Consider the following 14,841-nt stretch of genomic DNA (forward strand, 5'->3'; position numbering starts at 1 on the left):
TGACAACTAGCCATGCCGCCGCCTCACCTCCGGCAGGCTCAGGGCCAGGATCAGCGCGGTGGCCAATGCCATGGCCGCGCCGAGGGGGTAGACATACAGGGCCTGCAGAGGACGGAACACCTGCGCCTCTTGCTCGCTGGGCTCCAGTTGATCGATCAGGCCATAAACCTGTTGCAACTCCTCGGTATCGCGGGCGCGAAAATAACGGCCGCCGGTCTTGTCGGCGATGGCGGTCAACAGTCCTTCATCCAGGTCGGCCGAGGGATTGACGCGCTGCCGGCCGAACAGGGATTGCACCACCATCTCATCGGCGCCGATGCCGATGGTGTAGATCTTCAGGCCTTTGTCCGCCGCGAGTTCGGCGGCCTTGAGCGGTGACACCTCGCCGGCGGTGTTGGCGCCGTCGGTGAGCAGGATCATCACCTGGTCCGTGGCGTGTTCATCCCCCAAGCGTTTCACCATCAGGCCGATGGCGTCGCCGATGGCGGTGGCCTGACCCGCCAGGCCGATGACGGCCTCGTAGAGCAGGGTGCGCACCGTTTGGCGATCGAAGGTAAGGGGTGTCTGTAGATAAGCCTGTGCGCCGAACAGGATCAGGCCCACCCGGTCGCCGACGCGGCGCTGGATGAATTCACCGGCGATGGCCTGGGTCGCCTCCAGGCGGTTGACCACCCGGCCGCTGAGCTGGAAGTCGAGGGTGTCCATACTGCCGGACAGGTCCACCGCCAGCATCAGATCGCGGCCCGTGGTGGGCAGTTCGATGGGCTCGCCGAGCCATTGCGGCCGCGCCGCCGCCGTCACCAGAAATAGCCAGGCCAGGCTCGCCAGCAACAGCGGCCAGCGCCGTTGCTTGAAATGCACGGAGCGTTCGCCGATGACCTGAAAGTCTTCAATGAAGGGCACGCGCAGGGCGGCGTCCTGACGTGATTGGGCCGCCGGCAACAGCAGGCGCAGCAACAAGGGTAAAGGCACGAGTGCAAAGGCCCAGAGCCATTCGAACTGGATCATGCCGAGCCCCCGGGCAGTTGCTGCAGCCAACGGCGGCAGGCGTTCAACAAGGCCTGCGGGTTGCCGGTGATGTCTTTTTCATAAGGCGCGTGCAGTAGGGTGGCGGCGGCCGCGTCGTCGAACGGACGCGTCTTGCCGTGGCGGTTGAGAAAGTCCAGCCAGGCCCGGCCGGTGAGCCCCGCCACCTCTTGGCGCGGATAGCGGCTGATGGCGACACGGCGCAGTAGCACCGAGCACGCCCCCGCCAGTTGCTGAGTGTTCGCATGCTCGGCAAAGGCCTGTTCGATGCGTTGCAGTTCGTCTAGGGCCTGTCTGCGCAGGCGTTGGCGTTGCCGGGCGTGGCGCACGGCCCAGAGGATCATGCCGATCACGATCAATAATACCAGCAGCAGCCACCAGCCCGCTGCCGGCGGCCACCAGGGTACGCCCGCGGGCAGGTGGATGTCGCGCAGCGGTAACTCGCCGTTCATGGCCGCCCGCCGTATTGCAGCGTGGCCACGAGATCGGCATCGGTGGCGCAGCTGAGATAATGGATGCCGGGAAAACGGCAAAGTTGTTTGAGCATAGCGCTATGCTCACGGAAGTGCTCGCGGTGTTGGCGCTGAGTCGTTTTGTCGTCGCCGCTGAAGCGGCTGCTGCGTTCGCCCCAGGCGACACGATAGATGCCGTGCCGCGGCAGTTCGGCCTCCAAGGGGTCATAGATATGAAACAACACCACATCGTTGTGGCGCGCCAGCTGCGCCAGGTGGGATTCGGCCTGGGCGCCCAGCTTGCGGAAATCGCTCAATAGAAAGATCAGGCTGCCGGGTTTGGCGACGCGGCGCAGCCGCGCCAGGGCCTTGTCGGCGTCGGGTTCAGTTTCGTTGTATCGGCTTTGCCACCGGGACGTCTGACTCAGTTGGCGCAGCAGATTCAACACAGCCGACTTGCCGCGCTTGGGACGCAGTTCGTGATGCACATCGGCTGTGAACACCAAGCCGCCGAGGCGGTCGCCCTGCCGGTTGGCACTCCAGGCGATGAGGGCGGCGGCGCGGGCGGCGATCACCGATTTGAAGGCGCCGCGGGTGGCGAAGAACATGGTGGGGCGCATATCGACCCAGGCCAGTACGGCGCGTTCGCGCTCTTCGCGAAACAGTTTGGTATGCAGGGTGCCGCTGCGCGCGGTGACGCGCCAGTCCACATTGCGCACGTCGTCGCCGGGCTGGTAGAGGCGTGCCTCGTCGAACTCCATGCCGCGGCCCTTGAAGCGGGATAGATAGCCGCCGCTTTGTTGTGCCTTGATACGCAGGGTCTTGAGTGACAGCTTCTCGCCGGCGCCGCGCAGGGCGATCAGGGCCTCGCTGGACACCCGCACCAGGTTGTCGCCGGCGTCAGTGGGTTCAGGCGCGTGGAACAACGTCATGGTACGGCAACGGTGCGGATCAAGGCGTCGATGAATGTGTCGCTGGTGACGCCGTCGGCCTCGGCCTCGTAACTGAGGATGATGCGATGGCGCAGCACATCGTGGGCCAGCGCCTGGATATCTTCCGGCGCCACATAGTCGCGTCCCTGCAGCCAGGCAAGGGCGCGGGCGCAGCGGTCCAGGGCGATGGTGGCGCGCGGACTGGCGCCGAATTCGATCCATTGACTCAGCTCGCTGCCGTAGCCTTCCGGTTTGCGCGTCGCCAATACCAGTTGCAGCAGGTACTCCTCCAAGGGGTCGGCCATGTGGATCTGCAGCACCTCCTGGCGCGCGCCGAACAGGGCCTGCTGGGTGATCATGGTGGCGGGGGCGTGGTGCGCGTGTTGCGCCTCGCCGCGTACCAGGTGCAGGATGTCGCGCTCGGCGGCGGCGTCGGGATAGTCGACGGTCACATGCAGGAGAAAGCGATCCAGCTGCGCCTCGGGCAGCGGGTAGGTCCCTTCCTGCTCGATGGGGTTTTGGGTCGCCATCACCAGGAACAGCTCGGGGAGTTTGTGGGTCACAGCGCCGACGGTGATCTGGCGTTCGGCCATGGCCTCCAGCAGGGCGGACTGCACCTTGGCCGGGGCGCGATTGATCTCGTCGGCCAGCACCATGTTGTGAAACAGCGGGCCGGGCTGAAATTCGAAGCGGGCCTCCTGGGGCCGGAACACCTCGGTGCCGGTGAGGTCGGCGGGCAGCAGGTCGGGGGTGAACTGGATGCGTTGGAAATCGCCCTCGATGGCCTCGCTCAGGGTCTTGATGGCGCGGGTCTTGGCCAGCCCCGGCGCGCCTTCCACCAGCAGGTGGCCGTCGCACAGCAGGGCCACCAAGAGGCGCTCCACCAGGGCCTCTTGGCCGATGATCTGGCGGCTGATCTGTTGTTTGAGTTGTTGGATTTCGTTTTGATACGGCATGGGCATCCTTGACGTCGATTAACTGCATGAACCGGGGAATCTTAGCAAGCGTCGCGATGCGGCGAAAACACCTCATTGCAGAGTGAAGATATGACTCGACTGAAGCACGGGAGTTCATCCATAGCGGGTCCCGCTAACCGGATTAGCGTATAATTATTCAAATAACAAACAATTCATCGCTGCCGCCCCCCTGTCGAGTTGGAAACCGGGTGGCCCTGAACTTGCACGCCATATTCGTTAATCGAACAACAACAGAGTCTTTATCATGATCTTCGAACGCCTAAAAAACAGCGACCCCCTGCCGGAGTTGACCGAGGTCGCCGAGCTGGGAATGAGCACCGAGGACCTGGCGGAGGATTTTCGCCGCCATTTCAGCACCACTTTGGGGCGCGACCGTTTTTGCCGCTCTACCCATTATCCTTACACCGCCCTGGCGCTGGTGCTGCGCGACCGCTTGATGGAGCGCTGGAAGAACACCCGCTACGCCTACCAGGAGACCGATACCCGCCGGGTGCATTACCTGTCGCTGGAATTCCTGATGGGGCGCGCCCTGGGCAATGCCATGCTCAACCTCGGTGTCACCGATGAGGCCTCGGCGGCACTGGAGCGTTACGGTATCGAGCTGGAGGAAATCGCCGAGGCGGAGCACGACGCCGGGTTGGGCAACGGCGGTTTGGGACGTCTGGCGGCCTGTTTTCTCGACAGCTGCGCCACCCTGCAACTGCCGGTGATCGGCTACGGCATTCGTTACGAGTACGGCATGTTCCGTCAGGAGATCCTCAACGGTTATCAGGCCGAGGAGCCGGACCACTGGCTGCGCAATGGCAATCCCTGGGAGCTGGAGCGACCCGAGTTCACCCAGCGGGTGCACTTCGGCGGCCGCACGGAATCCTATCGTGACGCTCACGGCATCAACCGCATGCGTTGGGTCGATACCCAGGATGTGCTGGCCGTACCCTATGATGTGCCGGTGCCCGGCTATCGCAACGGTACGGTCAACACCCTGCGGCTGTGGAGCGCGGCGGCCACCGACGAGTTCAGCCTCGACGAGTTTAACGCCGGCGACTATACCGGTTCGGTGGCGAGTAAGAACGACGCCGAGCAAATCACCATGGTGCTGTATCCCAACGACGCCAGCGAGAGCGGTAAGGAGCTGCGCCTGAAACAACAGTATTTTCTCGCCTCCGCCAGTTTGCGCGACACCTTTCGTCGTTGGATTCGCGACCACGGCGCCGAATTCGAGCAGTTCGCCGAGAAGAATTGCTTTCAGCTCAACGATACCCATCCCACCATCGCCATCGCCGAACTGATGCGCCAGTTGATGGACAATCACTGCCTGGCCTGGGAAGAGGCCTGGCGCATTACCAGCAGCACCATGGCCTATACCAACCACACCCTGCTGCCCGAGGCATTGGAAAAATGGCCGGTGCGCGTGTTTCAACAATTGTTGCCGCGCCACTTGGAGATCATTTACGAAATCAACGCGCGCTTTCTCGGCCAAGTGGCGCGGCGTTGGCCCGGCGATACGCAGCGCCTGACGCGCATGTCCATTATCGAAGAGGGCGACGATCCCCAAGTGCGCATGGCCTATCTGGCCATTGTCGGCAGTTATTCCGTCAACGGTGTGGCGGCGCTGCATTCCCAGTTGTTGCAGGAAGGCCTGTTCCATGACTTCTACGAATTCTGGCCGGACAAATTCAACAACAAGACCAACGGCGTCACCCAGCGCCGTTGGCTGGCCTGGTGTAATCCGGACCAGAGCCAATTAATCAGCGATACTATCGGCGATGAATGGGTTACACGGCTGGAACACCTGGAGAAACTCAAACCCTATGCCGAAGATGCCGCCTTCCGCAAACAATGGCGCGAGGTAAAACAGGCTAATAAGCAGCGCCTGGCGGATCTGGTGAAAAAGGATTGCGGCGTGGATTTCAGCACCGATGCCATGTTCGATGTGCAGGTCAAGCGCATGCACGAATACAAACGCCAGTTATTGAATGTGCTGCATGTAATCCATCTCTACGACCGCATCAAGCGCGGCGATACCGATAACTGGACGCCGCGCTGCGTGCTCATCGGCGGCAAGGCCGCCCCCGGTTATGCCATGGCCAAACGCATCATTAAGCTGGTCAATAATGTCGCCTTTATGATCAACAATGACCCGACGGTGGGGGACCTGCTCAAGCTGGTGTTTTTGCCCAACTACCGGGTCACGGCCATGGAGATCATCGCCCCGGGCACCGACCTGTCGGAGCAGATTTCCACGGCCGGTAAAGAGGCCTCGGGCACCGGTAATATGAAATTCATGATGAACGGCGCCATCACCATCGGCACCCTGGACGGGGCCAATATCGAGATTCGCGAAGAGGTGGGTGACGATCACTTCTTCCTCTTCGGTATGAGCGCGCAGGAGGTGGTCGAGACGCGTGGCTATTACGATCCCGGCGCCATCATCCGCGACGACGCGGACCTGCTGCGGGTGATGAAATTACTGGAATGCGGCCACTTCAATCAGTTCGAGCCGGGTCTGTTCGATGACATCATCCAGTCCATTCGTAATCCGCTTGATCCCTGGCTGGTGGCGGCCGACTTCCGCAGTTTCGTCGATACTCAGCGGCGCGTTGCCGAGGCCTATCGGGATGAGGAGCGTTGGACGCGTATGAGCATTCTTAATGCCGCCAGCAGCGGCAAATTCTCCACCGACCGCACCATGCGCGAATACAACGAGGGGATTTGGAAGTTGGCGTCGGTGTCGCCGTGATTGATTATTGAGTCCGTAAATGAACGCAAATTAAGGCTCCCCTCTTCAATTAAAGAGGGGCTGGGGGAGATTTAAAGCTAAGCGTTTCAAATCTTTAAATCCCCCTCAGTCCCCCTTTAAGAAAGGGGGAGGCTGGGACGTGTATTTAATGTGTGTTCATTGGCCGGACTGATATCGATCAGGCCGCCCAGCCCAGTTCCTCGGCACGCGTACGCGCCATCTCGGGTACGTCGGTGGCGACGAAGTGGCTGTGCAACACCTGGATGCCGATCATATGATTGATGACGGCGTCGAGTTGGATCTTGGTGGAGGCGCTGGTGTCTTGCGCTTCGTGCAGATCAAACACCGCTTTCACGCCGTCCTTGTCCAACACGCCGGCGGCGTCGATGGCCTGGTCCGACAGATATTCATCGGCCAGTGCCTTCATCGCGTCCCATTTTTTGGGATCGGTGTGGGCCGGCGGCGCCATAAAGGCGAATTTTTCACGCTCATACAAGGTTTTGGGCAGGATGCCCTTCATCGCCTCACGCAGCACGTATTTCTCGGTGCGGCCCTTGATGCGCATGGTCGGCGGCAGCTTGGTGGCCGCTTCAGCCAGGTGGTGATCGAGGAAGGGCGGGCGTGCCTCCATGGAGTTGGCCATGTCGACGCGGTCGCCGCCCCAGGTGAGGATCTGGCCTTCGAGCATGGTCTTGATCCAGACGTACTGGGCCTTGTCCAGCGGGTGGCGATCCTTGAGCATGTCGCCGTCCAGGGCCTCGGCGATGGCCTTGCCCGGCTGGTAGCCTTCGGTTTGCTTGCGCAATTCGGGGTGCAGCAGGCCGGGCACGTGCTCGGCCGCGGCCAGCCACGGCTGCAGGCAGCTGGGCGTGAAGCCGACCAACGCATCCAGGGCCGGATCATGAAGTTCGTTTTCCGCCAGCATAGCACCCTGGAACAGCTTGTTGCTCTCATCCAGCAGTGCCTGCCACTCCTTGCGCTCCTCCGGCGGCAGGGTGTCCAGGCCGTGCAGGAACATGTCGCGGCGGAAGGCGGGATAGCCGGCGAACAATTCGTCCGAGCCCTCACCGGTCACCACCACCTTGTAGCCCGCCTGGTTGACGTGGCGACTCATCAACAACTTGGCCACGCCCAGGGTGTTGTAGATGGTGCGTTCGGTGTGCCACAGGGTCTCGACGAAGTTGTCGTAGAGGTGGTCGGCCTTGAGGCGCATGATGTCCTGATCGGCGCCCACCGATTCGGCCATCTCGGTGGCGATGACGCTTTCGTCGTAGTCGGCGTCGTCGAAGCCGATGGTAAAGGCCTTCACCGGTGACTGCTGACTGGCGGCGGCCAGGCCCAGGGTGGCGCAGGAGTCGATGCCGCCGGAGAGGTAGCAGGCCACCGGCACGTCGGCCTCCAGGCGCAATTGCACCGCCTCGAGCAGCTTTTCGCGAATGGCCTCGATATAGAATTCCTCCGGCTGCGACTCGTCGCGCTCGCCCATGAGCGGGAAGTCCATGTCCCAATAGCGCTCATCCTTGATCTCGAACTTGCCGTTGTTGCGCTCGATGATCACCACGTGACCGGGCTTGACCTGATGCACGCCTTCGAAGGCGGTAGTGCCGGGCACGATGGTTTGCATCAACTGGTGATAGACGCCTTGGGCACTGAACTGGCGCGGCACCTCGGGATGGGCGAATAACACCTTCAGTTCCGAGCCAAACACCAGCGTCCCATTGTGCTCGGTCCAGTAGAGCGGCTTGACGCCGAAGCGGTCGCGCACCAGCATCAGGCGGTCGTGTTCGCGGTCATAGAGGGCGAAGGCGTATTCGCCGCGGCAGGTCTTGAGCATTTCCTCGAGGCCGAAGCGCTCGTAGAGGTGCAGGACCAGCTCCGAGTCGCTCTTGGTTTTGAAGCGCGCGCCGCGCGAGGTGAGATCGGCACGGATGCGTTTGTAATCGTAGAGTTCGCCGTTCTGGGTCAGCATCAGATTGCCGTCGTTGGAGAAGAACGGCTGGCGGCCGCGGTCCTCGTTCAGGTCGATGATGGAGAGCCGGGCGTGGCTGAAACCGATGCCGCGGTCGTTCATGGTCTTGTAGCCGAAGCCGTCCGGTCCGCGATGGTGTTGGATGGCGGCCATGTTGACCAGGGTCTGTGGGTCTACCGGCCGGGCCGGGTCTGCATGTAGGTAGCCTGCAATTCCGCACATAATATTGTAGTTCCTCTGGAGTCTTGGTGATTGATTAAGATAATAGTTCGTCGGGTGTGTCGATGACATGCTGGACGCGCTGCACCACGCTGGTGAGCAGGGCCATGCGGATGTAAACGGCGCCGCGGGCCTGGGCGAAGTACCAGTTGTGCTCGGTGTTGTCCAGGTCGGTCGACAGCTCCTTGCCGCGCGCCAGCGGGTGCATGATGATGGAGCCGGGCTTGAGCGGTGACTTGGCGTTGAGCTTCAGGTCTTCACCCATTCGTTCGAAAGTATCGCCCACCCAGGCAATGGAGTTGATGTAGACCACGTCCAGCTGCGGCAGTTCTTTGTTCAGGGATTGGCTGACACGGATGTTGAGTCCCTCTTGCTGCAGTTCTTCCAATTGCCCTTGATCGTACGGATGGTCATCCTCGCAGATCACCACCACCTCTTCGAAGGCGTGGGCATAGAGCGACAGCATGATCAATAGGGAGCGCACCGTGCGCATCTTGTTGGGCACGCCGATGATGCCGATGCGCGCCTTGTCGCCGTCGGCCACGTGCTCGGCCAGCAATTGAGGGCGCCATTTGAAGATGGCGAACATGTCGGTCAGCGCCTGGGTGGGGTGCTCATCGACGCCGTTACCGGCATTGATGATGGGGATGCGCAGTCCGTCCAACATCTCATAGACGGCGTCTTCGTTGCGGTCGCGCAGCACCACCACATCACCGTAGTGATTGAACATCTCGGCCACGTCGCCGAGCGATTCACCCTTGGCGATGCCGGTGGTGGCGGGGTCCGTGATGCTCATTACGTCGCCGCCGAGGCGATGCCAGGCGCTTTCGAAGGATAGCCGCGTGCGCGTGCTGGGTTCGTAAAAGGCATTGATCAGGATCTTGCCCTTCAGCGGTGGGAACAGGTTGGGCGAGGTCTCGTATAGGGCCGCCAGGCGACACACCTGGGCGATCCTGTCACGCGTGAATTGGCGCGCCGAGACGATGGGCATGCCGGCCAGGTCGACCAGGTATCGCGGATCTTCCTCCACCTGATCGAGCAGGCGCTGCGGCCGCTCGATGCCGTCGCGCCATTTGGCGGGGATGACCGGGTTCCTGAGTAGGGGGTGAAGCGGTTTCACCAGACGTCTCCTTTTGTTCCAGCAATGAATCTACAGGTGAGTGATGACAACGCCGTCGGGCGTGTCGTCGTCAGTAATTCGCGAGTCTTGCTCATTGGCTTCTGGCCTTTACATCCGCCAGTTCCGCCAGCGCCTCTTGCGTGGAAATGACGCGGGCATAGCGGTCCTTCATAGTGGTGATGGTGGCCTGTTGCAGCTCGGGTGTCACGGTTGCGCAACCGTCTTCTATCAGTGTCACATAAAAGCCCAAATCGCAGGCGTCGCGGATGGCGGTGGAGACACATTCGTTGCTATACACACCGACCATGTACAGGCCGGTGATCTCCATATTGCGCAGGATGTACTCCACATTGGTGGCATTGAATACGCCGCTGGCAGTCTTGTTGATAATGATCTCGTCGCCCTGGGGCGCCACTTGGGGCAGGAATTCGGCCTCTTTCGAGCCGGGCGGCGCGTGCAGGTTGAGGCGCTTATGGCCGGGGCCGCGGTCGCGACCGTCCTGGGTCAATGACTGGATGCGGGTGTGAATCACCTCCAGTCCTTTGCGCCTGAAGCCGTCCTGCAGTTTGCGTACGTTGGGTAATACGGTCTCTTCCAGCCGATTGAAATAATATTCCTGCGCCTCTACCGGCACCCCCGATTTCTGCACGTCGGCGAACACGCCGTAACCGGGTGCGGCGTCGAGGAATTGCAGGTCGATGGTGAGCAGGGCGGTGTGGTATTGCTCCAGCGACTTGTGTACCGCCGGGGCGTCGGTGATCGATTCGCGATAGGTCTCGCGTAAGGGGTCGACATTGACATATTCTTCGTACTTTATCGTCATTTTTCGCTAGCCAGCTTGTGGAGGGTATTCAGTAATATATTAGCTCCGTTTTCGATGTCCTCCCAGGCGGTCCATTCGGCCGGTGAATGGCTGCGACCGTCCTTGCTGGGGACGAAGATCAAACCGGCGCGCGTCATGCGTGACATGATCTGGGTGTCATGCGCGGCGCCGCTGGGCATTTGCAGCATGGACAGGCCGTCGGCCTGGGCCGCCTCGCTGATCAACTGCATGACGCCGGGGTCGCATTTCACCGGGGCGATATCGCTCAGTACTTCGAATTCGAACATCAGGTCGCGGCGTCGGGCGATGGCGGAGATGGCACGGCGAAAGGCGCTGGCCAGCTGTTCCAGTTTTTCGTGATTGGTTTCGCGCACGTCGAGGGAGAATTCCACCATGCCGGGCACCACGTTGGCCGCGCCCGGCGACAACTCGACCCGGCCGACGGTGGCGACGCTGCTGGGGCTGCCGTGTTCCTCCAGGATGCGCGGGATCTCGCCGGAGAATTCCGCCAGGCCCTGAAACGCGTCCTGGCGCATGTCCATGGGCGTGGAGCCGGCGTGGGCGGCCATGCCGGCGAGCCTGACGTTCCATTTGAACAGGCCGGCGATGGCATCCACCACGCCGATCTTGATATGGCGGCGATCCAGCACCGGCCCCTGTTCGATATGCAACTCGATAAAGGCGTGAATGCTCTCCGCCGGCCGCGCGGCGTTCAGGGCGTCCATGGCGTTCATGCCCCAGTGCGCCATGGCGTCACTGATGGAGACGCCCTCCAAATCACGTGCGTGATGAATGCTCTCAGGTGTCAGGCGGCCGCATATGGCGCTGGAGCCGAAGATGCCGCCGAAGCGTCCCTCCTCATCGGAAAAGGCCACCGCTTCCAGCGGCCGGGCAAGATCGATCTCTTGTTCCTTGAGACAACGTAGGCACTCCAGGCCGGCGACCACGCCCAGGGCGCCGTCCAGCTGTCCGCCGCCGGGCACCGAGTCGATATGGGAGCCTGTCATGATGCTGGCCTTGCCTTCGCGCCAATTGAGCCGGGCGTGAACGTTGGCCGCACCGTCTATATAGTGCTCCAGCCCGGCGCTCTCGATACGTTGACGCAACCAGTCCCTGGCCTGCATGTCGGCGGCGCTGAAGGCCATGCGGTAAATACCTTGGTCTTCGGCTTTGCCGATTTCCGCAAGTGAGGCGAGATCGTCGCGCAGACGTGTGGCATTGACTTTGAGGTTACTCATAATCGACGGCTCCGATAGTGCTAAGGGGATAAAGCGGCGCGTCTGACGCGGCGCCGCCACGGCAGGGGCGGGGCTTTGCAGTTTGATGGTCGTGTATGCAAATTCGTTTCGGCTGTAAAGCGGCGACTGGGCGGCTTGTTGTGGGGTTGATCCATCCCGTCTCGGGATCGCTGGCAGAGAGCATATTGTCCTGTATCGAGTTTTCCGTCATCTGACACGGGGTGGCTTATCTCAACTCCGTTCACGGTACAATTATGAACGCCAACTATCATGTGCGAGTCAGGAGATTAGATTAATGGCGGCGGGGCATTCATCACGCAGTCACGCTGGCGCCGTCGCCGCGCCGTTCGGGTGTCTGGGTCGTATGCACATGTCGATGCGCGCCGGCATTTTTTCGTCTCATATCCAGGCCGGGGCCGAAAGCGAAAGCATGCTCCCGTGTCGGACGATATTCGCTAAGCTCTTATTCATTCAAAAGGTTTTGGCCCTGAATGTCAAATCAGGCGCGGCTTGTGCAGGCCCGTTGAGCGGTGCAAAGGGGCTTTGAAACAGTCGCTTATGCTGATGCGAACGGCACGTGATATTTCCAATGTTTGTGGCATGTGTGCGCGCGGCTCGGCCGCCACCCCGGTGAAAGACGCTTGGCGCACGTGCCGCGATCAAGCAGCCTTACCTCGTTGGGCCCGGATTGAAGTGCTAAATTATTCGGTTTTTCATTGCCTGCGCGCCGTGGCGCGCGTGGGATTGACACGTGTCGTCGCGGGCGTCTATTAAATCTTCGGTGAGATGAATCACCTTCTCCGTGTCGCGGTCGACGGCAGGCGGAAAGTGGGTATTGATAATTATCATACTCGAAACCTTGTTGCCCCGGTATGATAATCACTGATGCCCTGGACGAGGGAAAATAACAATCGTCAACCGGAAAAGACGTTTATTCACTGTTAAGAAAAAGGAGAGTCAGATGAGAGTGATGGCTGTTTTAATGCTGCTGGTCTTCGCTGCCGCGCCGGCTATGGCCGCTGAAGACCTTATGGACAGGGCGAAACAAGTATTCGAACCCATTCCGACCACGCCGCCCAAGGATAAAATCATATCGCCGCAATCGGTGGAGCTGGGCAAGATGCTCTATTTCGATCCGCGCCTGTCCAGCAGCTGGCTGGTCAGTTGCAACACCTGCCATAACCTTGGCACCGCCGGGGTGGATTTGCAGGAGACATCGGTTGGCCACGGCTGGAAGCGCGGCCCGCGCAACGCACCGACGGTGCTCAACTCCGTCTACAACATTGCCCAGTTCTGGGACGGCCGGGCATCGGATCTGAAGGAACAAGCCAAAGGCCCGGTGCAGGCGGCGGTGGAAATGAACAACACGCCGGATAGGGTCGTCAAGACGCTCAAGAGTATGCCGGAATACGTCAAGCGCTTTGGTGAGGTCTTCCCGGATCAAAAAGATCCGGTCACCTTCGAAAATATGGCCCGCGTCATTGCCGACTACGAAGTTACCTTGCTGACACCCAATGCGCCCATCGACAAATTTATCAAGGGCGATGACAACGCCTTGTCGAAGGCGGAAAAGGAAGGTTTGCGCTTGTTCATGGATAAGGGCTGCGCTACTTGTCACAGCGGCATCAATATCGGTGGCGGTATGTATCAGCCCTTCGGTGTCGTGGAAAAGCCGGGCTCCGACATTCTGCCGCGCGATGATAAGGGGCGTTTTGCCGTGACCGAAACGCCCAGCGACGAGTATGTATTCAAAGTACCGTCATTGCGCAATGTAGCCCTGACGCCACCCTATTTCCATTCAGGCAAGGTCTGGAGCCTGAGGCAGGCGGTGGGAGTGATGGGGACGGCCCAATTGGGTGTCGACCTTACGGACAGTGAAGCGAGCAAGATCGTTACCTTTTTGCATGCCCTGACGGGTGATCAGCCCGATGTGGATTACCCGATTCTGCCGCCTATCACAGATAGCACACCGAAGCCGGAGCTGGCGGTAACCCAGCAGGGGGGTGGGCACTAGCCACCGCCGGGTCAAGGTGAATGCGTCCAAGGCAAAGTCTGACTTTGCCTTGGATTTTTTTTATGTAAGGACGACGCTTGGGTTGACGTCTTTAGTGGCTTGATGGTTGGGCCGCAATGACTTCATACTTGGCAGTGTGTACATGCCCGGCAGTAACCGTTCCAGCGGATACGCCGCCGTTCTTGACAGTGTATGGCCCCCCGTCTACTTTTTGAAGGTGTCTTGGTTAAAGTCTCGAATAACAATGTGGTCTTTTGGCGGCCGTCGTCCGCAGCTTGATCCAGGGAGGGGGCAATGAAATGAAAAGAATCACCCGGCGTGAGTTTCTCGGCATGTCTCTAAAGACCGGTGCAGCGACAATGTTTGCAGGGATGTTCGCGCCATCGGCAACCAGCCTGATGGGCTTGGGCGGAGTGGCGCAAGCCACCACCAAAACCATTTCACCGTTTACCTTTGCCGTAATCACCGATTCACACCTTTACGATATTCCCGACCACAAGTTCGACGCCATTCTGGAAAAGGCCGTGGCCGATGTGAACGGCCTCAGGCCACAGCCTGACTTCGTGCTCTATTCAGGTGACCTGGCACAGTTCGGCAAGGAGGCCGAATTTGTCAAAGGAAAGCGCATTCTCGACAAGTTGAAGGTGCCTTATAAGATCATCCCCGGCGAGCATGACTGGTACCTGGATATGGGGAAGGCCTGGCGCAAGATGTTCGGTGATGAGTATTGGTCCTTCGATCATAAAGGCACACACATCATCGGTATGAACTCTATTCTCGTCGATGATTTCTGGACGCTGCGTGAACTGACCCCGGCCGAGCGCATGGGTTACATGGCGGAGCTGGAGTGCCATCAATGCGGCCTCTGGGGCGTGCATGATAAACAGCTCGATTGGCTGGAAAAGGATATCAAAAACCTGAGTCCGGATACGCCGGTGATTATCATGACGCATTCGCCGCTGTGGGATTACTACCCGCGCTGGAACTTTCAAACCATCGACGCGCCGGAGATCCGTCTGCTGCTGCGCAAATTCGAAAAGGTAATGGCGATTCACGGGCATATCCACCAGGTGGTTTACAACTCCATCGGCAATATCAGGTCGGCCGGGCTGCTGTCCACCTCCTGGCCCTGGCCTTATCCGCCGGTGGAGCTGCCTTATCCTCATATCAAGATGAACCGTGTCGATCCAGGCGATTTCGAAGACGGTTTGGGTACCCACGCCATCGATCTTGCCAAAAATTTTGACGGCGTCTTGAACTACCGCGCGTTTTCCGACTTGTTGCCGGACAACGTCAAACGCGGTGTCAAACTCTGATTCGGGGGACGGGAC

General features: G+C 60.2%; 12 protein-coding genes. 4 read left to right on the forward strand and 8 right to left on the reverse strand.

The genetic code is table 11. The annotated features are described in order from the left end of the window. Positions 1 to 6: 6 nt before the first annotated feature. From Tel_05900 to Tel_05915, 4 genes are read right to left on the reverse strand one after another with little or no spacing between them, the layout of a single operon-like run. The gene (locus Tel_05900) at positions 7 to 1,008 is read right to left on the reverse strand and encodes a BatB protein (protein ID ALP52720.1); all 1,002 of its coding nucleotides are present in this window, start codon (positions 1,006 to 1,008) and stop codon (positions 7 to 9) included. Next, on the reverse strand, positions 1,005 to 1,478 hold the full coding sequence (locus Tel_05905) for a hypothetical protein (protein ALP52721.1): 474 nt from the start codon (positions 1,476 to 1,478) through the stop codon (positions 1,005 to 1,007). Before Tel_05905 ends, Tel_05900 begins: the two co-directional genes overlap by 4 nt. Then, positions 1,475 to 2,410: a hypothetical protein gene (locus Tel_05910; protein ID ALP52722.1), complete on the reverse strand. Its 936-nt coding sequence runs from the start codon at positions 2,408 to 2,410 to the stop codon at positions 1,475 to 1,477. The genes Tel_05905 and Tel_05910 overlap by 4 nt, the downstream gene beginning before the upstream one ends. After that, positions 2,407 to 3,372, reverse strand: a complete 966-nt coding sequence (locus tag Tel_05915; protein ID ALP52723.1) for an AAA family ATPase — start codon at positions 3,370 to 3,372, stop codon at positions 2,407 to 2,409. Before Tel_05915 ends, Tel_05910 begins: the two co-directional genes overlap by 4 nt. Positions 3,373 to 3,631: 259 nt before the next feature. On the opposite strand from Tel_05915, the gene Tel_05920 reads away from it, so the two are divergent. Beyond that, positions 3,632 to 6,127 (forward strand): maltodextrin phosphorylase, encoded by a 2,496-nt coding sequence (locus Tel_05920; GenBank protein ALP52724.1) that lies wholly within the window; start codon positions 3,632 to 3,634, stop codon positions 6,125 to 6,127. A 178-nt stretch (positions 6,128 to 6,305) separates the two neighbouring features. Here Tel_05920 and Tel_05925 read toward each other — a convergent pair whose 3' ends face one another. The 4 genes from Tel_05925 to Tel_05940 all read right to left on the reverse strand — a co-directional run bounded on the left by Tel_05925 (position 6,306) and on the right by Tel_05940 (position 11,496). Continuing rightward, the gene (locus Tel_05925) at positions 6,306 to 8,318 is read right to left on the reverse strand and encodes an asparagine synthetase B (protein ALP52725.1); all 2,013 of its coding nucleotides are present in this window, start codon (positions 8,316 to 8,318) and stop codon (positions 6,306 to 6,308) included. A 34-nt stretch (positions 8,319 to 8,352) separates the two neighbouring features. After that, positions 8,353 to 9,438 carry an aspartate carbamoyltransferase gene (locus tag Tel_05930; GenBank protein ALP52726.1) on the reverse strand — a complete coding sequence of 362 codons (1,086 nt, stop codon included), beginning with the start codon at positions 9,436 to 9,438 and terminating at the stop codon, positions 8,353 to 8,355. An 88-nt stretch (positions 9,439 to 9,526) separates the two neighbouring features. Next, positions 9,527 to 10,258, reverse strand: coding sequence for an N-carbamoylsarcosine amidase (locus Tel_05935; GenBank protein ALP52727.1), 732 nt, complete (start codon positions 10,256 to 10,258; stop codon positions 9,527 to 9,529). After that, complete coding sequence (locus tag Tel_05940) at positions 10,255 to 11,496, reverse strand: Zn-dependent hydrolase (GenBank protein ALP52728.1); 1,242 nt, start codon at positions 11,494 to 11,496, stop codon at positions 10,255 to 10,257. The genes Tel_05935 and Tel_05940 overlap by 4 nt, the downstream gene beginning before the upstream one ends. A 295-nt stretch (positions 11,497 to 11,791) precedes the next feature. On the opposite strand from Tel_05940, the gene Tel_05945 reads away from it, so the two are divergent. From Tel_05945 to Tel_05955, 3 genes are all read left to right on the forward strand, one after another. Further along, positions 11,792 to 12,043 (forward strand): hypothetical protein, encoded by a 252-nt coding sequence (locus tag Tel_05945; GenBank protein ID ALP52729.1) that lies wholly within the window; start codon positions 11,792 to 11,794, stop codon positions 12,041 to 12,043. 414 nt (positions 12,044 to 12,457) lie between these two features. Continuing rightward, positions 12,458 to 13,510, forward strand: a complete 1,053-nt coding sequence (locus Tel_05950; GenBank protein ALP52730.1) for a cytochrome C peroxidase — start codon at positions 12,458 to 12,460, stop codon at positions 13,508 to 13,510. Between the two features lie 299 nt (positions 13,511 to 13,809). Next, positions 13,810 to 14,826, forward strand: a complete 1,017-nt coding sequence (locus tag Tel_05955) for a metallophosphoesterase (GenBank protein ID ALP52731.1) — start codon at positions 13,810 to 13,812, stop codon at positions 14,824 to 14,826. The last annotated feature ends 15 nt before the right edge of the window (positions 14,827 to 14,841 follow it).

Source organism: Candidatus Tenderia electrophaga (assembly GCA_001447805.1).
Classification (GTDB): domain Bacteria; phylum Pseudomonadota; class Gammaproteobacteria; order Tenderiales; family Tenderiaceae; genus Tenderia; species Tenderia electrophaga.